Origin of the sequence: Nostoc sp. NMS4, from assembly GCF_017115095.1 — a bacterium.
Classification (GTDB): Bacteria; Cyanobacteriota; Cyanobacteriia; order Cyanobacteriales; family Nostocaceae; genus Nostoc.
Map to the genome: position 1 here is coordinate 1 of NZ_JABXKI010000254.1, position 21,547 is coordinate 21,547.

At 41.2% G+C, this 21,547-nt stretch carries 23 protein-coding genes and 1 pseudogene; 10 read left to right on the forward strand and 14 right to left on the reverse strand.

Going from position 1 to position 21,547, the window contains the following annotated elements; translation table 11 throughout:
* The 3 genes and pseudogenes from HWQ37_RS22765 to HWQ37_RS22775 all read right to left on the reverse strand — a co-directional run.
* Positions 1 to 155 (reverse strand): annotated as a pseudogene (locus tag HWQ37_RS22765) (adenylyl-sulfate kinase); the annotation flags it as partial.
* Between the two features lie 99 nt (positions 156 to 254).
* Positions 255 to 857 (reverse strand): 50S ribosomal protein L25/general stress protein Ctc, encoded by a 603-nt coding sequence (locus tag HWQ37_RS22770; RefSeq protein ID WP_292751148.1) that lies wholly within the window; start codon positions 855 to 857, stop codon positions 255 to 257.
* Between the two features lie 91 nt (positions 858 to 948).
* On the reverse strand, positions 949 to 2,292 hold the full coding sequence (locus HWQ37_RS22775) for an adenylosuccinate synthase (protein ID WP_292751151.1): 1,344 nt from the start codon (positions 2,290 to 2,292) through the stop codon (positions 949 to 951).
* Between the two features lie 349 nt (positions 2,293 to 2,641).
* On the opposite strand from HWQ37_RS22775, the gene HWQ37_RS22780 reads away from it, so the two are divergent.
* The 6 genes from HWQ37_RS22780 (at position 2,642) to HWQ37_RS22805 (ending at position 9,897) form a co-directional block, all read left to right on the forward strand.
* Positions 2,642 to 3,220: a Uma2 family endonuclease gene (locus HWQ37_RS22780; RefSeq protein WP_292751228.1), complete on the forward strand. Its 579-nt coding sequence runs from the start codon at positions 2,642 to 2,644 to the stop codon at positions 3,218 to 3,220.
* Between the two features lie 386 nt (positions 3,221 to 3,606).
* Positions 3,607 to 5,820 carry a PAS domain S-box protein gene (locus HWQ37_RS22785; protein ID WP_292751153.1) on the forward strand — a complete coding sequence of 738 codons (2,214 nt, stop codon included), beginning with the start codon at positions 3,607 to 3,609 and terminating at the stop codon, positions 5,818 to 5,820.
* An 80-nt stretch (positions 5,821 to 5,900) separates the two neighbouring features.
* Positions 5,901 to 6,683 carry a COP23 domain-containing protein gene (locus HWQ37_RS22790; protein ID WP_292751156.1) on the forward strand — a complete coding sequence of 261 codons (783 nt, stop codon included), beginning with the start codon at positions 5,901 to 5,903 and terminating at the stop codon, positions 6,681 to 6,683.
* 769 nt (positions 6,684 to 7,452) lie between these two features.
* Entirely contained in the window at positions 7,453 to 8,307 is an 855-nt protein-coding gene (modA, locus tag HWQ37_RS22795) for a molybdate ABC transporter substrate-binding protein (RefSeq protein ID WP_292751159.1), read from the forward strand.
* Between the two features lie 62 nt (positions 8,308 to 8,369).
* Complete coding sequence (locus tag HWQ37_RS22800; protein WP_292751162.1) at positions 8,370 to 8,945, forward strand: carbohydrate binding domain-containing protein; 576 nt, start codon at positions 8,370 to 8,372, stop codon at positions 8,943 to 8,945.
* 277 nt (positions 8,946 to 9,222) lie between these two features.
* Positions 9,223 to 9,897 carry a DUF642 domain-containing protein gene (locus HWQ37_RS22805; protein WP_292751165.1) on the forward strand — a complete coding sequence of 225 codons (675 nt, stop codon included), beginning with the start codon at positions 9,223 to 9,225 and terminating at the stop codon, positions 9,895 to 9,897.
* A 645-nt stretch (positions 9,898 to 10,542) separates the two neighbouring features.
* Here HWQ37_RS22805 and def read toward each other — a convergent pair.
* Positions 10,543 to 11,073, reverse strand: coding sequence for a peptide deformylase (def, locus tag HWQ37_RS22810; protein ID WP_292751167.1), 531 nt, complete (start codon positions 11,071 to 11,073; stop codon positions 10,543 to 10,545).
* Positions 11,074 to 11,190: 117 nt separating this feature from the next.
* A complete protein-coding gene (locus tag HWQ37_RS22815) occupies positions 11,191 to 12,435 on the reverse strand; it encodes an HhoA/HhoB/HtrA family serine endopeptidase (RefSeq protein WP_292751169.1) in 1,245 nt (414 codons plus the stop codon).
* Between the two features lie 306 nt (positions 12,436 to 12,741).
* Between HWQ37_RS22815 and dnaA the strand changes: the two genes are divergently transcribed.
* Positions 12,742 to 14,124, forward strand: a complete 1,383-nt coding sequence (dnaA, locus tag HWQ37_RS22820) for a chromosomal replication initiator protein DnaA (RefSeq protein WP_292751172.1) — start codon at positions 12,742 to 12,744, stop codon at positions 14,122 to 14,124.
* 452 nt (positions 14,125 to 14,576) lie between these two features.
* Here dnaA and HWQ37_RS22825 read toward each other — a convergent pair whose 3' ends face one another.
* From HWQ37_RS22825 to HWQ37_RS22860, 8 genes are all read right to left on the reverse strand, one after another.
* Positions 14,577 to 15,581 carry an aromatic ring-hydroxylating oxygenase subunit alpha gene (locus HWQ37_RS22825; RefSeq protein ID WP_292751175.1) on the reverse strand — a complete coding sequence of 335 codons (1,005 nt, stop codon included), beginning with the start codon at positions 15,579 to 15,581 and terminating at the stop codon, positions 14,577 to 14,579.
* The gene (locus tag HWQ37_RS22830) at positions 15,568 to 15,963 is read right to left on the reverse strand and encodes an Mpo1-like protein (protein WP_292751178.1); all 396 of its coding nucleotides are present in this window, start codon (positions 15,961 to 15,963) and stop codon (positions 15,568 to 15,570) included. The genes HWQ37_RS22825 and HWQ37_RS22830 overlap by 14 nt, the downstream gene beginning before the upstream one ends.
* A 159-nt stretch (positions 15,964 to 16,122) precedes the next feature.
* Positions 16,123 to 16,461 carry a type II toxin-antitoxin system PemK/MazF family toxin gene (locus tag HWQ37_RS22835; RefSeq protein ID WP_292751181.1) on the reverse strand — a complete coding sequence of 113 codons (339 nt, stop codon included), beginning with the start codon at positions 16,459 to 16,461 and terminating at the stop codon, positions 16,123 to 16,125.
* Positions 16,461 to 16,697: a ChpI protein gene (locus tag HWQ37_RS22840; RefSeq protein WP_292751184.1), complete on the reverse strand. Its 237-nt coding sequence runs from the start codon at positions 16,695 to 16,697 to the stop codon at positions 16,461 to 16,463. The genes HWQ37_RS22835 and HWQ37_RS22840 overlap by 1 nt, the downstream gene beginning before the upstream one ends.
* 94 nt (positions 16,698 to 16,791) lie before the next feature.
* A complete protein-coding gene (locus tag HWQ37_RS22845) occupies positions 16,792 to 16,977 on the reverse strand; it encodes a hypothetical protein (protein WP_163929633.1) in 186 nt (61 codons plus the stop codon).
* Between the two features lie 2 nt (positions 16,978 to 16,979).
* Positions 16,980 to 17,465 carry a type II toxin-antitoxin system VapC family toxin gene (locus HWQ37_RS22850; RefSeq protein WP_292751189.1) on the reverse strand — a complete coding sequence of 162 codons (486 nt, stop codon included), beginning with the start codon at positions 17,463 to 17,465 and terminating at the stop codon, positions 16,980 to 16,982.
* Positions 17,466 to 17,500: 35 nt separating this feature from the next.
* Positions 17,501 to 17,878: a helix-turn-helix domain-containing protein gene (locus tag HWQ37_RS22855; protein ID WP_292751192.1), complete on the reverse strand. Its 378-nt coding sequence runs from the start codon at positions 17,876 to 17,878 to the stop codon at positions 17,501 to 17,503.
* Positions 17,879 to 18,081: 203 nt separating this feature from the next.
* A complete protein-coding gene (locus HWQ37_RS22860; RefSeq protein WP_292751195.1) occupies positions 18,082 to 18,858 on the reverse strand; it encodes a uracil-DNA glycosylase family protein in 777 nt (258 codons plus the stop codon).
* Positions 18,859 to 19,041: 183 nt separating this feature from the next.
* Here HWQ37_RS22860 and HWQ37_RS22865 point away from each other — a divergent pair, with 183 nt between their 5' ends.
* The 3 genes from HWQ37_RS22865 to HWQ37_RS22875 are packed head-to-tail and all read left to right on the forward strand — an operon-like array spanning position 19,042 to position 19,772.
* A complete protein-coding gene (locus tag HWQ37_RS22865; RefSeq protein ID WP_292751198.1) occupies positions 19,042 to 19,485 on the forward strand; it encodes a GNAT family N-acetyltransferase in 444 nt (147 codons plus the stop codon).
* A 54-nt stretch (positions 19,486 to 19,539) separates the two neighbouring features.
* Positions 19,540 to 19,665, forward strand: a complete 126-nt coding sequence (locus HWQ37_RS22870; RefSeq protein WP_292751201.1) for a hypothetical protein — start codon at positions 19,540 to 19,542, stop codon at positions 19,663 to 19,665.
* 20 nt (positions 19,666 to 19,685) lie between these two features.
* A complete protein-coding gene (locus HWQ37_RS22875; RefSeq protein ID WP_292751231.1) occupies positions 19,686 to 19,772 on the forward strand; it encodes a helix-turn-helix domain-containing protein in 87 nt (28 codons plus the stop codon).
* A 22-nt stretch (positions 19,773 to 19,794) separates the two neighbouring features.
* On the opposite strand, the gene HWQ37_RS22880 is transcribed toward HWQ37_RS22875, so the two are convergent.
* Entirely contained in the window at positions 19,795 to 21,501 is a 1,707-nt protein-coding gene (locus HWQ37_RS22880; RefSeq protein WP_292751204.1) for an N-acyl-D-amino-acid deacylase family protein, read from the reverse strand.
* Positions 21,502 to 21,547 lie beyond the last annotated feature (46 nt).

Here is a 21,547-nt window from a genome sequence, read left to right on the forward strand (position 1 = left end):
TTCACAGGTTTTTTCAGCTTATAAGCGTAATCCCCAGTTAACAGCACATAAGAAACGTGAGTTTGAATTAATTGAATAGGTTCTATTACCGGATGGGGATAAAATCTTGGCTGCAACATTTGCTCAATTAAAGCTGGAAGAGTCGCTTCTGTCATCTCTGTCCTCTGCGCTCTCTGCGCCTCTGCGGTTCAAATACAAAAAAACCAGGAGTTCCCCCCTGGTATCATCAAAAATTATTACACAGTTTACCTAGCTTAAGAAGCAGCTGCTTCAGTTTCTGTCCCAGCATCTTCAGCGCTAATTTGTGGTGGCAAAACGCTGACAACAAGTCGCTCTGATTCAGCTAGAGGTGTTACACCTTCAGGAAAGACGATATCACTAATACTCAAGCTGTCTCCAATTTGCAGATTAGAAACATCAATTTCGATCACATCTGGGATGTTTTCTGGCGCACAACTAACTTGCAATTCAGAGATTACGGTGTCTAACACGCCACCCTCTTGTTTAACACCAACAGCAGTTCCCACAAAACGTAGACGTACTTCTACAGTGGTGTCGCCGTGGCCAGCAACCGCAAAAAAGCTGAGATGATAAGGCGTACCTTTTGCAGGATGGATCTGAAGTTCCCGCAGCAAGGTTTTACCGCGCCAAGGTGCATCAGCAATATTCAACTCAATCAAGGTGTTGTTGACGGAAGCTCTTTTGAGCAAGCGTTCAACAGTTTTGGCTTCAATGGTCAAAGAAATAGATTCTGTACCCTTATGACCATACAAATTGGCAGGTATCAATCCAGCACGGCGCAAAGCTCTTGGCTTGCTGCCTTCTGGACGTTTTTGAGATTCGACTGTAATAGCCATAAAAATTGTCCTTTGTCAGTTGTCCTTTGTCATTAAATCCTAGTACTCAGCACTCAGCACTCAGCACTCAGCACTCAGCACTCAGCACTCACTAAGCACTTAGTAAGGTAGCAGGTGTGCCATCGGGGTGCAATAAAGCGCGTTTGGGCCCGTGAATGGGGTCTTCTACGATTATGGTTTGATCGCGGCTGGCTCCGAGTGAGACGATCGCGATCGGAACTTCCATCAATTCGGCTAAGAATTTGAGATAATCCAATGCTGCTTGTGGCAATTCTTCTAGGGTGCGGCAGTGAGTTGTTGACACTTTCCACCCTGGTAAGGTTTTGTAGATGGGGCGACATCTGGCAAATAGACGAGAACTTGTGGGGAAGTGTTCGCTGCGTTGCCCATCTATGTTGTAGGCGACACAAACTTGGATTTCCTCTAATTCATCGAGAACATCCAGTTTGGTCAGTGCCATACAATCCATACCGTTAATCCGCACGGCATAGCGACCGATGACAGCATCAAACCAGCCACAGCGCCGTTTGCGTCCGGTGGTTGTGCCAAATTCGGCCCCGCGATCGCACAGCAATTCGCCTAACTCGCCATCCAATTCCGTAGGAAATGGCCCCTCTCCGACACGGGTTGTATAGGCTTTCGACACCCCAATTACCCGGTCAATCATTGTCGGCCCTACCCCAGTACCAACGCAAGCCCCACCCGCCACCGGATTAGAGGAGGTGACATAAGGGTAAGTTCCGTGATCTAAGTCTAGGAGCGTACCTTGTGCGCCTTCAAACAAAATATTGCGTCGTCGTTGAATCGCATCGGATATTTTTAACGATGTATCAATAACGTAAGGGCGCAAGCGTTCTGCATAACCCAAATATTGCTCAATCACCTCTTGTGGATCTAGAGGCGGCAAGTTGTAAAGCTTTTCTAAAATGACGTTTTTATAATTAATCGTCCACTCCAACTGCTCGCGCAGCCCATCCGGGTCCATCAAGTCTAAAACCCGAATGCCTGTACGTTCAGATTTGTCAGCATAAGTCGGCCCAATGCCCCGACCTGTTGTGCCGATCTTATGGCTTCCCCGTCGTTCTTCCGATGCCTGGTCAATCAACCGATGATAAGGCATCGTTACGTGGGCTGTCTCAGATATCAGCAGGTGGTCAGTGGAAATATTTAATTCTTTTAGTTGGTCGAGTTCTGCGATCAAAATCTGTGGATCGATCACTGTTCCACAGCCGATAATGCAATCGGTATTTGGATACAAAATTCCAGAGGGAATCAAGTGCAGCTTAAAGGTCTGACCTTTGACTACAATTGTGTGTCCAGCATTGACACCCCCTTGGTAACGCACCACAACATCTGCGGAACGGCTGAGTAAGTCAGTTATTTTACCTTTTCCTTCATCGCCCCATTGGGCACCTATGACAATGACGTTAGCCAAGAGCTTATATTAAGAAGTAAAGTTTCCACAAACTATAATTATTAACATATTGCTTGAATCATGTCAAGCTAATTATAGTAAGAGCGTACAGACGTTATTGGTGTCAACTTAAGCCAAAACCCTTTTAAAATCTCGTTTTCAGCCTCTGGCTGGAAATGCTACTCATTCAGGCTCTGCCGCCAGTTCGGGAGGCGGAGCCTCAATGAGGGGCATTCCCAGTCGGAGACTGGGAACGAGATAATCTGCTAAAAGCTTTTTCTAGACTGGCTTTAACCTTAAGTTGACACCAATGTACAGACCTGCGCCCCTACAGCAAATTCCATTGTGGATTTATCATGTCACCCCTACTATGACAGCGATTACCATTAACTTTAATAACGTTATCAAACTTACCAATGACCAATTTTATCAACTGTGTCGGGATAATCCTGATGTCAAATTTGAGCGCAACGCCAAGGGAGAATTAATTGTAATGCCACCAACAGGGGGAGAAACTGGAAAATGCAATGCCAAACTTACTACTCGATTTGTCTTGTGGAACGAACAAACCCAACTTGGAGAAGTATTCGACTCTTCCACTTGCTTTAAACTTCCCAACGGCCCAGACCGTTCCCCCGATGTATCCTGGATACAGTTAGAAAGATGGAATGCACTCAGTAGCGAACAGCGCGAGAAATTTCCTCCCATAGCTCCTGATTTTGTTTTAGAGCTAATGTCTCCATCTGATAGCTTGAGCGAGACGCAAGCCAAGATGGGCGAATATATGGATGCAAAAGTGCGACTTGGTTGGCTAATCGATCGCAAAACACGTCGCGTCGAAATTTATAGACAAGGACAACCAAAAGAAGTATTAGAATCTCCCACTAGCTTGTCTGGAGAAGATATATTACCTGGTTTTGTTTTGGATTTACGGGTAGTGTGGGGTTAAAATAATTCGTAATTCGTAATTCGTAATTCGTAATTATGTTTTGTGACGGGGATTTAGCTTAGGCTTCAATTCGCGCTACCTGTAGAGACAGGGACTTAAACCCCCAAAGTTCGTTAAAATTCCAAATCAGAGATGTCGCATTGCAACGTCTCTGAGAATATTTATTATGGATAGGTAAATTATCCGATCCGAATTGCATGGGCGATACTACGGCTCAAAATGAATTTATATTAAAAGCTAGCGGATTTATTTGTGAGTATCGTGTATACATCATCATCCCAAAAAACCCAAATATTTACAACTTTAAGAGATTGTATTTTGTTACCCGTGCTGTCACAATTATTAAAATGTTCTCAGTATTTGCTTTTAGTATCCAATTTTAACTGATGGAGGGCATCTGCGGCAGAAAGGGCGATCGCATGAGCAAAAAATGGTATCGAGTCCAAAAGCTGAAAGCAATATTCGTCCTAGCATTGGCAGTTGTCTTTACTAATGCTGTAGTCTCTTATGGCAACACTGTTAAGCTGATTCACAACCAGCAATGGGTGACAGACGCATATAAAGTCATTACTCAACTTGAAAGTATCCAATCTACACTAAAAGATACGGAAACTGCACAACGTAGTTACTTAATTACAGCAGATGCAGATGATTTACAAACCTATCTTACAGCCGTAGGGCAAACTAATAACAATATTCAGGTTCTCAAAAATTTAACTGTCAATAACCATCAAAAGCAGCAGTGGATTTCTTTACTGGAGCCGAAAATTAACAACAGACTCAACATTTTACAACAAGAAATTTACCTCGAAAAAAACCAGGGATTAAAAGCAGTTCGCCAGCAAATATTATCTGATAATGACAAGAAAATTGGTAAAGAGATTCACCAACTGATTAACGACTCTTTGAAAACGGAGCAAAACTTATTACATCAGGGAATGCAGCAGTCACAAGCAAATTCCCAAAAGGCGATAGTGACATTTTTTATCGCTGCAATTGTAGATTTGGTGCTGGTGGCATTGCTATATGATTTGTTGTGGCGTTATATCAAGCAACTTCAGCAGACAGAACTAGCCCTACGCCAAAGTGAAAATCGTTTACGAGCGATGATAGATGCAGAACCAGAATGCATCAAGTTAATTGCCAGGGATGGCACTCTTTTGGAAATTAATGCAGAAGGGTTGGCAATGATGGAAGTGGAAAGTGCTGATATCTTGATTGGTAAACCAGTTGATGCTGTAATTGTACCAAAGTATAAAGCAGCTTTTGCCAATTTGCATGAAAGTGTCTGCCAAGGTAATAAAGGTACTTTAGAGTTTGAAATCGTGGGATTTAAAGGCACTCGCCGCTACATAGAAACTCATGCTGTACCACTGCGTAACGAATCTGATGGCACGTTCATCCATTTGGCACTGACGCGAGATATAACCCAGCAAAAACAGGCACAACAGAAAATCCGCGAACAAGCAGCGCTGTTGGATGTATCAACTGATGCGATTCTGGTGCGAAATATCCACAACCAAATCTTATTTTGGAATAAAGGTGCTGAACGTCTATACGGCTGGAAAGCTGAAGACGCTGTGGGTAAGAATGTTTTACAACTTTTGTATAAAGAGATTTCACCACAGCTAGAAGATGCTGACTTGAGGGTGATGAATACAGGTGAGTGGCGGGGTGAGTTGCATCAACTGACAAGGGAAGGTAAAGTAATTATCGTTGAAAGTCGGTGGACACTGATCCGAGATGATAATGGACAGCCCAAATCCATTTTGAGTGTGAACACTGAGATTACGCAACAGAAACAACTAGAAGCTCAACTTCTGCGATCGCAACGTTTGGAGAGTATCGGCACTCTAGCTGGCGGTATTGCCCATGACCTCAACAATATACTATCGCCAATTTTAATGTCAGTTCAACTATTGCAGAATAAATTGCCCGATTCGCAGAGTCAGCAAATACTGCAAACTTTAGAAAATAATGTCAAACGTGGCGCTAATTTGCTCAAACAAGTGTTATCTTTTGCCCGGGGTATTGAAAGCAAACGAACAATTGTGCAAATTCAGCCTTTGATGGCAGAAATTGAGCAAATTATCGCTCAAACATTCCCCAAATCCATTAGTTGCCAGATAGATATCCCGAAAAATCTCTGGTACGTTCGTGGAGACATAACTCAATTACATCAGGTATTGATAAACTTGGTAATCAACGCCCGCGACGCGATGCCCAATGGCGGCATTTTAAGGATTGCGGCGGAAAATCTGGTGATTGGCGAACATTCTGCCCAGATAAATATAGATGCGAAAGTTGGTTCTTATATTGCGATCGTGGTGACGGATACTGGTATGGGGATGTCGTCAGAAGTCCAGCAACGGATTTTTGAACCATTTTTCACTACCAAAGATGTAGGTAAAGGTACAGGTTTAGGACTTTCTACGGCGTTGGGTATTATTAAGAATCACGGTGGTTTTGTCAATGTTTACAGTCAAGTAGGCAGAGGTACTCAATTTACAGTCTACTTGCCCGCCTCAACATTCAGAGACACACATTCGCTGTCTCAACAATTGGAATCAGTTATAAAAGCAAGAGAGGAAAAAAAATAGGTTTTTGCTGAATCAAAAGCTAGAATTATTCGTCACTTAAACTATCAATTCCCTACTTAATTTCTCCTGGAGGATGATTTATGTCATCACAAATGCTCCGATTGATATCTTTGGGCAGTCTTGGCTTATCTTTGTGTCTGGGCAATTCCGCAGCAATGGCACAATATGATTCTACTAACGATGGTGTAGTAGTACCAACAGTACCATCAGGCAGCCCATCAGCACCAGTTCCAATAGACACATCCACAGGCGTACCAACTTCACCCTCAGCTGATGGTACAACTCGGTTTAGCTGTCAGACTTACAATGGACAGTATACTGTTATGTATCAGCCCCAAAGTCAACCAGGACAATTCTTTCCTTGGGCAGCACCTGCGGCTTTGGGCGGTGGTTGGGATGCACAAAGGCGTTGTACAGCAATTGCCAGTCGCTTGGAACTTTATCGCCCAGATGGTTTACAAGAACTTCAGACATCTGTAGAAAATAACGAAAATACAGTCTGCGTCACAACTGAAGCTAATTCAACCTGTAGAATTGTGCTGACAGTCCCGCGTGGGAAAGATCCTGTTGTTATCCGCAATAGCATTTTTCAAAACTTGACTACTGCTGACAGTGGACAACAAACTATAGCCGTTAACACTTATGGCGATCGCAATAGTGGAAGCAGTGAATTATATAATTTAGGACGTACACTTCTAGGCAGTGGCAATAACCGGGTTAGCTCATCTAGAAGTGGAATTAACTTGAAACCTTTCCTCGATCGTCAAGATGGCGGTACTGGAAACAATTTGCGGAGTGGAGTAGCAATTCGTCGTCAGTCTCAGCCTAACGGTGTTCGTCTCAGTCCTGGTAAGTTCCGTTAAGCAAGAGTGGCTTTACGCTTCTCTAAACATAAAGAATCGTGGGACGCACGATCTTAAAGCTCAAGCTATGTCCTCAATGAGGAGTCCTTGAGAAGCCTACACCGACCTGTACTCAGGCGGTGTATGTACGTCACTACAAAATGACTTTCAAATAATAAAAAATATCCAATTACTTATTTTATTGTGGGGTGGGCAGCTTGTCCGCCTTTTTTTATGGACGTAAAGAAGTAAAATTGCTGCCTCCCAACTTACAGCAGATTTCAAGTTGGTAAGATACACAAGGTAAGTTTTTTACCCAGCCATAAAGCATATTTTACTCCTGAATTCTGCTGTATTCCAGGTAAAAACCAGTTTCAGCAGACGTATCAAGGAACTAGTACAGCACGGCGTAAATAAACCACCCATTTTAAATCAATGAAACCCTTGCGCTGTATTCATTTTGAATTTTGAATTCCGCCTTGCGGTACTAGGGTGTTGTGATCAAGAGTAATTTAGATGCACTTCCCCCGTCGTAGTACGCAACACGACAGGTATTAAATTGGGCAAGATATTGCTTGTGTCAAGATTCGATTACCATTTTTGTTGGTAAATACCTATTAAACTGGTAAGATTTCAGAATTCAATCCTTTTTACTTTCCATTTAAGTAATCCTGCTGGGAAATAATCAATTTCTATCATCAGAAAGGTCTTTTACCAATTCTGATGGGTTGTTTATTTCCAGTATTGATTATGCGAATGCTCAAATCTCAGGTAACATTTTTCTCAAATTATGAACAGAAGAAGATTTATTGCTTGGATTGCGACGGCAGTTACCAGCATGATACTGGTAATAGGCTTACAGTTTGTCAATTTATCACCAGCCAAATCTGCAACCACACTTAACGTGTATGCGGCTGTCAGCTTAACAAACGCGCTGAACAGTATTAAGACTCAGTACCAAAATGCTAACCCAGGTGTCAGCGTTGTTTATACCTTTGCTGCTTCTGGTACTTTGCTTAGTCAGATACAAGGAGGAGCTCCAGCAGATATTTTCATTTCTGCTGCCAACGACCAAATAGATGTTTTGCAGAATTCGAGTCCAAGTAAATTGGTTACAAGTAGCCGTAAAAACATTGTCAAAAATCGTCTAGTTTTGATTGCCCCTACGACATCTCCTGTTAGTGCTGGTAGTGCTGCTCTCAACAGCATCAGTGGTTTGACCAACGCCAATATTAGAGGCATTGCCATAGGTGACTATACAGGTACTCCACCAGTTGTACCAGCAGGGGATTATGCTAAACAAGTTCTCACTAAGCGAAGTATTTTCAATACTGTCAGTCCCAAATTGTACCGTGCAAGCAATGTGCGTAACGTTTTAACTGCTGTTGAAAACAAAACTCTTGTAGTTAACAATGTAAACAAGACGGTTGACGCAGGTTTTGTTTACAGAACTGATGCTCTTATTTCTAAGAAGGTAAGAATTGTAGATACTGCCCTCACAACGGATAGTGAGGCTATTATCTATCCACTGGGTATACTCACCAGAACTGGAGTTTTATCGACGGCGCAAAGTTTTTCTAACTACTTAAGTAGTAGTACTGCCCAAAATATCTTCAAAAACACTTATGGGTTTGTCCTACCTTAATCACCACAAAGTAAATCAAGTAATCCTTGTCGTGAATTTTGAACTATTTGGAGTCATGTCTTGTGAAGTTCACTAAAAAACTCTCAATTATTGTTTGTAGTTTAACTACTGCTTTCCTTCATACTGCTGTGATTACCAATACTTATAAATCAGTAGCACAAGCAGAAGGACGAGAACTGATTCTCAACGGAAGCTTTGAAAACGACGATCTTGTAGATCCTGGTAATCCTAACGCTCCAAATCCTAATATTACAGGATGGACTAAGTATGGCGACCCAATAGATACATCAGGTATTAGAATCAGTAACTTTCCTAACACTGGTAATCAAGGTTTATCGCTGAGTGGATTTTCAGGCATTAGCTACGTATCACAGACTATCCCTACAGTTAAGGGTAAAAACTACCGACTTATTTACTATTTCGCATCTATAGAAGAACCACCTCACCTGAGTAATAAATTTCAGGTTTTTATCAGTGGAAGGAAGGTTTTTGTTAGTAAAAATACTCCTTTTCAACCTTATACGAAATACACCATATATTTCAAAGCGAAAGGAGAATCCACAGAGATAAAATTTGGTTCCATAGCCAAAGATGCCTTTTTGTTTTTGGATGATGTGAGTGTCAAATCTATACCTTAACATCAGGAAAAAACTAGTGGGATAAATAAATCACTAGAAGTCTGAGTAATATCTGGCTCTGTCTGTAGTGTCGATAACGCTATTGAATTCATTTGATTAAAAAAGTCCATCATCGGTTTACCTAGAGAGATTGTTTTGAGTAGATAAATCATTATCCATATCAATAGCTAACTCTTATAAACCAAAATCAAGTGTTCAGCTTTATTGACACTGTTTAGAGCCAGGATGGATGGAACTACCAACTTGTTTTAACTGTCATAATTTGGAGTCAAGTTTCATGAAGTTAACTAAAAAACTTCCAATTATTCTTTTTAGTTTTACTACTACCTTAGCTAGCACTGCTGTGATGACTGGCACTTATATTCCAGTAGCGCAAGCAGAATACAATCCTAACTCTGTTATAGATCCTAAAGACCTTGTTTCTAATGGAGGATTTGAACTTGACCCACTTGTTGATCCTAATAATCCCGACACTACAAATCCCAATATTACAGGATGGACTAAGTATGGCGATCCGATGGATACATCAGGGACAAGAATTAGCAATTTTCCTGAAAGTGGTAATCAGGGCTTATCACTTGGAGGATTTGTAGACCTTAGTTACATATCACAGACGCTTTCTACACAACCTGGTTTAGAATACCAACTTAGTTACTATTTAGCGTCTATAGATGAGGCACCTGATCTTGATAATCAATTTCAGACGTTTGTAGGTGGAAAAAAGATTTTCGATCAAAAAAATATTTCTTACCAACACTATACGCCATATAAGTTCAATTTCACGGCAAACTCATCATCTACAGAATTAAAGTTTGGGAATGTAGATAGATATGCATTCTTATACTTAGATAATGTGAGTGTAAAACCAGTACCTGAACCATCCATTCTAGGAGGAACAGCAGTTGCAGGTTTATTGGGAATCTGGCTTAAGAGAAAGCGAACAACTAGCTAAAAATAATCTGGAAACAATTGTTAGAAGCTAGTAATAGAAAGTTAAACCGATAGTTCAACAAGAAAGTATGGGATTGGTCAAATCACCAAATCACAATTTATGCAAAGTGCTGGCATTAACAGTTAGATATGCTATAGCACCATACCAATTCATACTTTCTCATTTTTTCTGATGATCCAATTACCAATTTTTACTTACCTAAAGAATAAACTGGGTTCTTTACCAATTTATTTGGTTTTTGGGTTCCTTGGTTGGTAAATTATAAATTGACTAGTACCGTGCGGCGTAAATACACATACCATTTTTAAGCCTTGCAATCAATCAAATTTCCGTAGCTTTTAATGGTCTGCTTACTTCCGCCGTGTTGTACTAGGGAAAAATAATAGTGAACAGCGTGATCTTCTCCCAAGGGGAGACGCCAAGGGCGATAGCGCCGGCGGCAAGCGAGTCCGCGAGCGTCTGAGGGTTTCCCCCATGAGCGACTGCGAACCCGTTAGCGCAGCTTTAGCGACGCAGGAGCGTCAGGGATGGCTTATTTCCGCCGTGCAGTAGTCTGTCAAAGTTGGCTTGACGGAGTACTAGCCAGGTGAGAATACATTTAACAAGGTCGGAGTAGGTAGCACAGCACTCCCCACTCCTAATTGATTAACTTTTAACTATTCGTTGTTGATATTCCTGCTCAGTAATCATATCGAGAGTGTTTTCTAAGCGATCGACAAATACGATACCGTCGAGATGGTCATATTCGTGTTGAAAAATCCGAGCGATAAAATCGGTTAATTCTTGCTTTTGTAAGTGGCCTTGAGAGTCAGTATATTCCACTTCAATAGCTTGATATCGAGGAATTAACCCCCTAATTCCTGGAACACTTAAACAACCTTCCCAATCTTTGACAACTTCAGTTGAATGAGCAATGATTTTGGGATTAATCATCGCAGTAGGTTCCATTTCTGGCGCGTGGGGATACCTGGCATTAGGACGGGAAGCCACAATAAACAAACGATAAGATTGTGCTACTTGAGGCGCAGCAATACCCACACCATTAGCCTCAGCAACAGTGGCGATTAAGTCTGCAATTAATTTTTGGATCTGCTCATCTTGAATATTCTCAACCCAAGCAGCTTTTTGGCGCAATGTTGGATTGCCTAATTGAATTATTGCCGCTAATTCAGTCATGATAAAACTCCTTTAAGTAATGGGGAATTGGGCATTAAGAGTTAAGAGTTAAGAGTTAAGAGTTAGGAGTTAGGAGTTTTGTTTATCTCCCTGCCCCCTGCCCCCTGCCTCCTAACATCATCCTTCACGTCTTACAGGTAAAGGAGCAGGTTGAACTCCTACTTGGACAATTTGCCCATTGCGTTCCACTTCTATTGGTAATTTAGTCCCGATTTTGCTCTTTTCTACCAGCTTTTGGACTTCTTCAATTTTAGTAACAGGCTGGCTGTTAATGCTTTTAATCACATCACCGACTCGTAGTCCAGCCTCAGATGCTGGCGATCGCGGTACAATTTCAACCAGCAAAACACCTTCATCTGCTGTAAGATTTAAGCGATCGCCAGCGACATTTTTGATTTTTTCTTTATTTTCTGGTGTCAATGTCACCATCTGCACACCCAAATAAGGATGATCGACTTTGCCTTTAGCAATTAATTCTTGAGCAATCCTTTGCACGGTGTTAATGGGTATAGCAAATCCCAAACCTTGCGCGCCTCGGATAATCGCTGTATTCATCGCAATCACTTGACCACGAGCATTGAGCAATGGCCCACCAGAATTACCAGGGTTAATCGCAGCATCCGTTTGGATGTAATCAACCCGCTTGTCACTAGCACCGATATCGCTACTAGAACGCCCTGTAGCACTAATAATTCCAGAAGTAACGGTATTATTCAAGCCTAATGGATTACCAATAGCAATTACAGCCTCTCCTGGTTGCAAGGTGTCGGAGTTACCCATAGATAGAGTTGGCAGATTATTCGCATTAATTTTAATCGTTGCCACATCTGTTACCCGGTCTTCACCCAAAACTTTACCATCAAAAGTCCGGCCATCTTTGAGTATAACAGTCACTCTATCAGCACCATCTACCACATGGGCATTGGTAACAATTTGACCAGAAGAATTAATAATAAATCCAGAGCCACTACCCTGCTCTACCCGTTGTCTAGGCTGTGGCGCTCCATCTCCAAAAAACCGCCGGAAAAATGGATCGTTGTTAAATTCGTCTGGTACGCGAGAAGTAATTGTCCGGGAAGAATCAATGCGAACTACCGCAGGCCCCACCTGTTGCACTACTTTCACCACAAAATTAGGATCTCCAGAAGAAGAGAAAATCGGCGGGGGGACAATTACCGAATTAGGTTCTGTGGTTTTTTCGGCTTGAGTATCGCTTTGCTGAGTATCAAAGGTCTTCGCAGGTAGAAGAGAGCAGCTCCCCAGGAACACCACTGCTACCCCGTATGAGAGCATCCACAACCTATGGGGTAAGCCCCTAGTTTCAACTTTTTTGGGCGCTGAGTGATGGTTTGTTATCTTCATGTGTCGTTGCTTCTCCGTGTCAATGAGAGTGCTGAGTTAAAAGTGCCGAGTGCTGAGTTAAAAGACCGCTCAGAATAAAGGACGATGCATATACTGAGTTACAAAAGCTCTGAGAAATTTTATTTTACTCAGCACTCAGCACTCAGTACTCAGCACTCGGTTTGGTCAGTGGGTGTTAGGATCTTGCCTACTGGGTATGTCCCAAAATGCTTACAACTTAAAAGCTTATTTTAGGTCTAGCGTGTCTCAATGCTAAATTAGTGCTTTCTCTTCTATTGTGACGATTAGCAGCAAAGGTGGTGGATCATGGAAATTCCCATAGAAAGTCTGTGGAGTCAGGTACTAGAGCGCCTAAAGCTTGAACTATCTCGACCGACCTTTGAAACTTGGATCAAAACTGCTAGTGCAGAGCGATTAGAAAATAATTGCTTGGTTATCCGCACTCCTAACCCATTTGCTCGTAATTGGTTACAGAAGTATTACATCAATACCATTGCTCATGTAGTACAAGATATTCTCGGTCATCCCGTGGGAATTTACATTACCGTTGCTCAAGGTGATGAAGTTTCTCATTTTAGTGAACGAGAGGTTGCTTGGGAATCACCACATTCCAGCAGTATTTCGGAATCCTTACCTAATCACAATCATAAAACTACTGATTTAAACTCAAAATATGTCTTTTCGCGGTTTGTAGTTGGTGCTAACAATCGCATGGCTCACGCTGCTTCTTTGGCAGTTGCAGAATCTCCAGGTAAAGAGTTTAATCCTTTGTTTTTATGCGGTGGTGTCGGCTTGGGTAAAACTCATCTGATGCAAGCTATTGGTCATTATCGCTATGCAATTTGTCCTGATTGTAAAATATTTTATGTTTCTACTGAGCAGTTTACGAATGATTTAATTACAGCCATTCGTAAGGATAGTATGCAAAGTTTTCGAGAACATTACCGAGCTGCTGATCTTTTATTAGTTGATGATATTCAGTTTCTGGAAGGGAAGGAATACACCCAAGAAGAATTTTTCTATACTTTTAATACTCTACATGAAACGGGTAAACAAGTTGTTATCGCTTCCGATCGTCCTCCTAACCAGATTCCTAGCTTGCAAGAACGTCTTTGTTCTCGGTTTTCTATGGGTTTAATTGCAGATATCCAAAAGCCCGATTTAGAAACGAGAATGGCAATTTTGCAGAAAAAGGCTGAGGATGAAAATATTAGTCTTCCCCGCGATGTGATTGAGTATATTGCTTCTAACTATACTTCTAATATTCGAGAATTAGAAGGAGCTTTAATTCGGGCGGTGGCTTACATTTCTATTTGGGGTTTACCGATGACGGTGGAAAATATCACACCAGTTTTAGAACCGCCTAACGAAAAAATGGCAGCTACTCCCGAAGCAATTTTAAAGGTTGTGGCGGATAATTTTGATGTTTCAATAGATGACCTCAAAAGTAACTCACGACGACGAGAGATTAGCTGGGCGCGTCAATTAGGGATGTATCTCATGCGCCAACACACGGCTTTGAGTTTGCCGAGAATTGGCGAGGAGTTTGGTGGTAAAGATCATACAACGGTGATCTACAGTTGCGATAAAATTACTCAACTCCAAGAGAGCGATCGCACTTTAGCACAAACAATCCGCCAACTTAGCGATCGCATCAATCTCACTAGCCGTTCCCAAAAATCTTCCTAAAGATATATTTTTAAGTTTTCCACAACCCGCACCGCGAACATTAGCCTTAATATCTGAATAATTAGTCAAAAATATTAAGTAACGTATAAAAATTGATTAAATTTAACTTAGATTGTGGAAAAAACTGTGGAAAACTTGATATTCTCCTAGTAAAACTTAATTAAGTATAATTACCTTGTGGAAAAATACTTGAGTTTTTCCACAGGTTTTCCACAGGTAGTTAACTGCGCTAAACCATCTGTTAAGCAAACTTGTCACAGATTTTTCATAATTTTTACATCTGATAGTCCAATACGCTTGGGTTAAGGCTAGTAGTCTTTGCCAAAGTCATTTTTTTACGAACCGCAGAGGCGCAGAGAAAAGAAAGAGAAGGAAAAAATTGCTTAAGTGAACTGTATTGTCTGATAGCCAAGTCATAGCTCAAAAGAGTCAGTCAGATTCTCAAATTTACCCTATTTTACACCCCTATTTTTTGACCATCGAGACGGTTTTAGCTGGTTTACATACTCCATATATTGAGCTAATGGCCGATCAATACTAAGGAGTAAATTCGGATTAAAGCGAATATTATCGTAAATTTTGCCATCTTCATCCCTGAGCATATAGTAAGCCAAGCGCGTACAGAACAGCAAAAACTGACTTACCAGATATCCCACAATACCTTGACGTTTTTCAGTTACATAAATTGGTTGAATTCTCGTTCTTCCAAGTGCAATTGGAGTATAAGCATATATCATATAAAGTGGTGGAAAAAGCCTCACATCTTTCATCATGGTTAACAAACCAATGCAACCATGAGCATAACGCATTGAATACTGATAGGTAGAACCAAGAAATCTTTGACCTAACTTTTCTCTCCAAGTAGTTTGAGGGAATTTTCCTTGCATTGTAAAGTCGATTTGTGTGCCTAATTCGCTACGATGCAGCGACATATCCATTTTGATGTCTAAATGATGAATTGTTTTTAAATGTTGAGCATCAATTCCATTCATCATACAAATATGATGATGACAATTTCTTTCAAATGCAATATCAGCTTGTGCAACAATTTCTTTACCCTTCAATTCATCAAAATCAGCTACTCCTTCTGGTGCTTTAGCATCTGGATAAATCCAGATAAATCCATATTTTTCCTCTGTTGCATAAGCTTGTAATTTAGCTTGAGTAGGAATTTGTGATTGACAGGGAATATTTTGACAAAGCCCTGTTTCATCAAATGCCCAATGATGAAATGTACAACGAATCCAATTACCATCAACCTTCCCAATGCCTAAATCTGTTCCCAAATGAGGACAATAAGCATCCAAAGCCCGTACTTGCCCATCTTCGCCTCTAAAAATGACAATTTTTTGACCACACACATCTACAGATTTCGCTGTTTTTTTAGGTATTTCATGACTAGGACAGGCAATATACCAACCCTGAGCAATTACATTCCAATTGTTAAATATTTGCATAATTGTTTAATATTTCTTGTCGTTGGCGAATATCATCTTGATATTTGCCCATGAAAATTCTCAATAACATTTTACCCAAACAGTAAGAAGCCCGCCAAGAAAATACAGCATCTTGTAAATCAATATGGCTACGCTCAAATAAAAAATGTCCGGTTAATCCCAATAATTGAGTTAATGGTAAACCCAAGAGTAACCAAAGGTTTTGCAATTTCCAAGTATAAAAGAGTAAAGTGTAAAAAAATAATATTCCCAGAATGTGTAGAGTAATATTAATTGGATGCTGATGTTTAAGAATAAAAATATCCCAATAATCTGTAAAAGGATGATCTATAATTTGATTATTAATCCGATTTCTCAAACTTGGCTGAGGATTAGAATTCATGTCAAAACCTTATCCTTACTTTAGTGCTAAGAGTGCATAGGTGTAGCCCGCACTTCTCTACGAGAGGCATGGTTCGACTCCGCTCACCAGCCGCTCTGTTACCATCGTAGACATTGCTGGCAACACCACCCAGAAACCTGAATCGGCACAACTCAAGAGCTATAACGCAAGAACTAAACGAAGACCTTCATCAACAAGCACCATAACGCGATCGCCTAACTGTCCAACCCGCTCTATCAAAAACGATTTATCCACAGTAATCACTTGAGAAATATTCACAACCGAGTCTTGGGGTAAACCAGTTTCATCTGTTGTCACCAAAATGTTGCCTGGAGCTTCAGCTAGTCGAAGATTAGTTGTGAGTACAGCAGCGATCGCAGTCCGAATTCGGCTACTATTAAACTCATCTGACTGAACGATCAGAACTGGTCTACGATATCCTGGTTCGGAAGCAACAGGCGTTGGCAGGTCTGCCCACCAAATTTCACCTCGCTGCATCACCAATTTTCCTCAGATATCGTATGGGCTTGTAGCTTTACAAACAATGGATCGAGATTGCTATCTTCATCAGCATATACGGCATCTAACTGTTTAGTAATTTCATCCGGTTTATGCGATCGCAAGTATTCTTGAAGTGCCACAGCATAAAGCTGACTACGGGATAACCCCATACGTTTTGCAAATTCTTCAGCAGCCTCAAAGAGAGGATCGGGGATGGAAATCGCGGTTTTCATAGTTTGGTATAACTTGAGTTATACCCCCATCCTACCGATTTTTCATAATCAAAACTGATTTATTGAGTCTGCTGCCTACATTAATAAGAATGATCTAGCTTGCATTTTGATTCAGTGATTTGTTATACCCCCGCTTGATTGGGAGTCTTACCAGCCTATCTTTGTGTTCCGTTTGTTTTCTTTGTAAATCGTTAAATATAGCTTGCAAATCATATTGAAATGATTGAGCGTAATCTTCTCTGTACTTGTGAATTTCTTCAACTATTTCGTTTTTGTACATGATTAAGTCTCCTGATTATATCCTACGAGTTCATAAGGTGTACAAATAACTGGTAAAACATATCCAAGTTCAGAGCTAATTTGTGATAGCTTGCGCTGGATTTGGGCATTTGCCGTATGTTTGCAGTTCCATGTTAGCAGATAGTCCAAGCCATACACTGTTGCCAATGCTATATGCAGAGCATCGTTTGATGCTTTTGGTGGGAGATTACTTTGGCTGAGGAATGCTTGGGCAAGCTCTAGAGCCTCTTCTGTGAGTTCAAGGAGCATCAAGGATTGTAACATACTCAACCTTTGAGATGCGATCGCTGGATCTCCCTTAGCTGCTTCATCCTCAACAATTTCTGAAGCATACAGTATGAATGAACTACGATTTTCATTCCACCAGTCTTGTGTGATCTTGATGTTGGCAGCAAGAATGAGGTTGTCTGTTGCTCTGGCGGTCAAGTGACCTAAGATACTGGTTTCAATGTAGATACTTTCCTTCACGGTTTAATATTTCGTCGCTATTTTCTGGCTATTATTTAAGCAGAGGTTTGCACTGAATCATAAGGCTGGATCAGAATCTCAGCCGGAATACCTAACTCTTGATTTAACTTGCGAATCATCTCCAAGGTCAAGGAGCGTTTACGAGATAGTATCTCAGATACCCTAGCTCGACTGCCAAGACATGACTCCAAATCATGACGAGACAAGCCACGAGTATCCATGTAATAATGAATTGCTTCGATCGGATCGGGTTTTTCAATGGGAAAATGTGCCTTTTCGTAAGCTTCTACTAAGGTACTCAGCACATCTAATCGATCGCATTCAGGTGTATTAGGGACGGCATCAAACAGCAACTCAATTTCTCGAAGAGCTTCCTGATAGTCAGCTTGGGTTCTAATTGGACGTAATTCCATACATTAAGCTCTATTTAGATAGAGTCACTTGAAGAGATACTAACTTTTATCCCGAATTAAGCCTAACATTCCTAATCAGCGATCGCTCCACCCGCCGTAGGTATTACTCTCATAAAAATAGTGCGTTATGTTTCGTTAATGTAGCGTACAAGAACAGCGATGCCTACGGTGGGTTGCACCAACGCACTGGCAATTATCCTTGTCTACAACCCTGATAAGTGGGCAAAAACTTTTTGCTGCCAGAAATCAATCCGGTTTTCTCGTGTTGCTGGTTTACCCATTAGTCTACCCCAAGCACCATTTGCTGCACCACTAGGATGAGGAAACTCAAGGTGTTTGACTTCTAATTTTATACTTCTAATGCCGTTACTTGCTTCTCGTCCCCAGGTAACGATCGCAAGTGGCTCAAAAATTTCTAACTCTGCCTTCAGAACTTGAATGAAGCGAATACTATCTTTCTTATTCAGAGGAATGCCGCGATCGCAACTAGCCTCACTGACCCATACCTTGAAAATGTCTGTGAGGTAAACTCGGTATCCTGCATCTAGTAAGACTTTGATCAAATCAAAATACAGCCTTGTATTACGCAACTTCTCACGGCAATTCTTCAAGTGTAAAGCGTAGGGTGTTGCAATACCAATTTCCTCTACTTTTTTATTACTTTTTCTTAAAGGATCTTGTCCCAGGATAACAACTGTTTTCTTGTTTGAAATATTATTGTTCTTTTCAAGGAGACTGGGAATATCTACTCCAATAACTAAAGCATCTTCGTAGCATTTCTGAAAACTTTCATCGTGAGAGTGAAAAATATTTCTGGGAAGCCTCCGATCGTCGGGATAGCCCTCTAATTCAAATTCTTGCTGCATCTCCTCATAGAGAGCTTGTAGTTTATCTTGTGAAATATCCAGAACTTTAGATAATTCCTTATGCAAGGCTTCAAATTCGTTGGCTTTAAACTGGGAAAACAAATAATCTGACATAAATTTAGAAGCTATGACCAACAGAACATCAATGTAGTTTGCCCATAACATTTAAGTAAATGCTCAGTAAACCAAAAAGTTTTTTCCAAAGAGCGATTGTTCCAATTTAGATATATTACATACGAGTCGCGTAAACGAGAACCGCTATATGTGTAAACTGTATTGAAGTGATGAGGACACTCAATGGAAGTTTTCTTGGCTAATATTAATCATCTTGAAAGTGTTTCAGTATTATTTGATCGGTATCGTATTTTTTACAATCAGGCATCAAACCTTGAAGCTGCCAAGGAGTTTCTCAAAGAACGTTTCAAGAATAATGACTCGGTAGTTTTTGTAGCTAATGACAATGGGGAGTTAGTTGGATTTACTCAGCTTTATCCCAGCTTTTCTTCAGTGTCGATGAAACGAGTATGGATATTGAACGATTTGTATGTGGAAGAGTCGTATCGCCGGAGGGGAATTGCAAAGTTATTGATGAGTGTTGCGGAAGAATATGCAAAAGAGAGTGGAGCAGTTCGAGTAATTTTAGCTACTCAAATCTCTAATATAACCGCGCAAAAATTCTATGAAGCGCGAGATTATATTAAGAATGAAGAGTTTTACCATTACGCTTTGCGGTTGCAGTAATGCCACATTCACGCCCTATGCCAAGTATAGGAATTCGCTGTCAGGAGTAATGTGATGGATCAAGCGAAAAGAGAACGTTTGGAATCTAAAGGCTGGAAAATTGGCACAGTTGCAGATTTTTTGGAGTTAACACCCGAAGAAACTATCTTGGTTGAAATTAAGCTAGCAGCCAAAACTTGAAAGAGCGTCGGCAAAAACTGATGACTCAAAGTGAACTCGCTGCTAAGATTAGTTCTAGCCAACCTCGGATTGCTAAAGCTGAAAATGGCATTCATTCTGAATTCTGACTCCTGAATTCTGTTTGATAATTCAACAAGGAAACAAAACACTTCCCAACTTTTCACGCCCCAAGCGATCGCTCACTTTCCCCCGACAAACAACCCGAACCCCATTAATATACACAGTTTGCACAATCTCATCTGAACCACGCTTAACCATCCGAGGTTCACCATCTAAAACGGGATCTGATATCTGCACCTGCGGGCTAATTGGCTGATTTAAAGCATTGGGATCGAGTAAAACTATATCCGCTTTCGCACCAACTTTGAGAACTCCCGTATCCAGACGAAACCAACCAGCAGGTTCTCCGGTAACTCGGCAAATTGCAGCTTCAGGTGAAAGAAACTTGGTTGTAACTGCTTGTTTGAGCAAAGACAAAGCGCCATCATAGTAGCCCAGATTACGGACGTGAGCGCCAGCATCGGTAAAACCAGGGAAAATATGAGGATGCTGCATCATCGCTAAACGGGGTTTTAGGCGATCGTTTGCTCCTGTTGCCACCCAGCGTAAATCTGTATCGTATTTTTGTAATGCATCGATAAATAAATCTACTGGTTCTTGTTGCTTTTGACGAGCAATCTCTGCAAAACTCAACCCTTGCCAACTTGCTTCGGGACATTGAATAACTTCCATCAAATCTAACTGACGATGGAATGATTTACGCCGTTTACTCAGCCATTCTTGGCGAAACTGACGACGAAATATTTCTGATGCCCATAGTTGTTGTCTTTGTTCTCGTGACTGACAGCCATTGAGTTGTGCGCCTGTAGAAAATTCTTCAAATAAGGGAGTCACAGATCCATCAGAGTAAATGGTGAAGGGTTCGGTTAGGGTTTGAAAGCGCACATTCCCATTTAGAAGCCGATTCCAAATAAAAAGTAGGGGGGAAAATATTCGCCATAGGTTGCGATCGTGTACGGCATCTAAGGCTGAGAGGACTGTTAGTCGCAGTGGTTTTTGTCCAATCCCTGAACCCATACGCAGAATATCCACAAAGGAAGCAAGCCGTTGTAAATTGGGTGTGACTTGAAAAACCCGTTGGCCCCGCCGACAAAGATTAGCCAACATTGCATATTCTTTAAATTTGGCGTGTTGAGAGGGAATTGTCCAACCTTGCCATTTTCCACTCATCCGATGCCAAGGAAACATATCAATAGAAATGCCAATAAAGCCAGCATCTATTGCATCTCTGGCTATGCGTTGCATAAGTTTTAGTTCAAATTTTGTCGGCTGAACGGTTAAACTACGCTCTAACCCCATCACATGAGCGCGTAAGGCACTGTGTCCAAACATTGGGGCAACATTGGGGCCAAGGGGTAACTGTTGCAAATGCTGTAAATATTCTGCTGGTGTCTGCCAGGAAACCGACTTTTTCAACCATTTTGCAATCAGCCGATGGGAAAGTGTCTCTACCCTCTGAAAAATATCAGCCAGGATTTGGGGTTCTGCGATCGCAATACACAAGCTACAGTTACCAATAACTACGCTGGTAACACCATGACGCACTGATTCGCTCAATCCTGGTGCAATTTCTAACTCTAAATCGTAATGAGTATGAATATCTATAAATCCAGGTGTCACCCAGAACCCAGAAGCATCAACCACTTCACGCGCTGGAGTAGTTAAGGAGGGTGCAAGGGTGACAATGCGGCCGTTTTGAATGCCAATATCTCCGCGCACAGGTGGAGAGCCTAAGCCATCAAAAATTAACCCGTTTTGAATCAGCAAATCTAGCATGATTCTTTTATTGCCTTTTGGTTGTTATTGGATCTGTTTAGGGTCA

Coding starts and splice junctions, on each gene's coding strand:
- HWQ37_RS22770 (WP_292751148.1), bottom strand. CDS start 857: ATGGCTATTACAGTCGAATCTCAAAAACGTCCAGAAGGCAGCAAGCCA.
- HWQ37_RS22780 (WP_292751228.1), top strand. CDS start 2,642: ATGACAGCGATTACCATTAACTTTAATAACGTTATCAAACTTACCAAT.
- HWQ37_RS22785 (WP_292751153.1), top strand. CDS start 3,607: ATGGAGGGCATCTGCGGCAGAAAGGGCGATCGCATGAGCAAAAAATGG.
- HWQ37_RS22790 (WP_292751156.1), top strand. CDS start 5,901: ATGTCATCACAAATGCTCCGATTGATATCTTTGGGCAGTCTTGGCTTA.
- modA (WP_292751159.1), top strand. CDS start 7,453: ATGAACAGAAGAAGATTTATTGCTTGGATTGCGACGGCAGTTACCAGC.
- HWQ37_RS22805 (WP_292751165.1), top strand. CDS start 9,223: ATGAAGTTAACTAAAAAACTTCCAATTATTCTTTTTAGTTTTACTACT.
- def (WP_292751167.1), bottom strand. CDS start 11,073: ATGACTGAATTAGCGGCAATAATTCAATTAGGCAATCCAACATTGCGC.
- HWQ37_RS22815 (WP_292751169.1), bottom strand. CDS start 12,435: ATGAAGATAACAAACCATCACTCAGCGCCCAAAAAAGTTGAAACTAGG.
- dnaA (WP_292751172.1), top strand. CDS start 12,742: ATGGAAATTCCCATAGAAAGTCTGTGGAGTCAGGTACTAGAGCGCCTA.
- HWQ37_RS22825 (WP_292751175.1), bottom strand. CDS start 15,581: ATGCAAATATTTAACAATTGGAATGTAATTGCTCAGGGTTGGTATATT.
- HWQ37_RS22830 (WP_292751178.1), bottom strand. CDS start 15,963: ATGAATTCTAATCCTCAGCCAAGTTTGAGAAATCGGATTAATAATCAA.
- HWQ37_RS22835 (WP_292751181.1), bottom strand. CDS start 16,461: ATGCAGCGAGGTGAAATTTGGTGGGCAGACCTGCCAACGCCTGTTGCT.
- HWQ37_RS22840 (WP_292751184.1), bottom strand. CDS start 16,697: ATGAAAACCGCGATTTCCATCCCCGATCCTCTCTTTGAGGCTGCTGAA.
- HWQ37_RS22845 (WP_163929633.1), bottom strand. CDS start 16,977: ATGTACAAAAACGAAATAGTTGAAGAAATTCACAAGTACAGAGAAGAT.
- HWQ37_RS22855 (WP_292751192.1), bottom strand. CDS start 17,878: ATGGAATTACGTCCAATTAGAACCCAAGCTGACTATCAGGAAGCTCTT.
- HWQ37_RS22860 (WP_292751195.1), bottom strand. CDS start 18,858: ATGTCAGATTATTTGTTTTCCCAGTTTAAAGCCAACGAATTTGAAGCC.
- HWQ37_RS22865 (WP_292751198.1), top strand. CDS start 19,042: ATGGAAGTTTTCTTGGCTAATATTAATCATCTTGAAAGTGTTTCAGTA.
- HWQ37_RS22870 (WP_292751201.1), top strand. CDS start 19,540: ATGGATCAAGCGAAAAGAGAACGTTTGGAATCTAAAGGCTGGAAAATT.
- HWQ37_RS22875 (WP_292751231.1), top strand. CDS start 19,686: ATGACTCAAAGTGAACTCGCTGCTAAGATTAGTTCTAGCCAACCTCGG.
- HWQ37_RS22880 (WP_292751204.1), bottom strand. CDS start 21,501: ATGCTAGATTTGCTGATTCAAAACGGGTTAATTTTTGATGGCTTAGGC.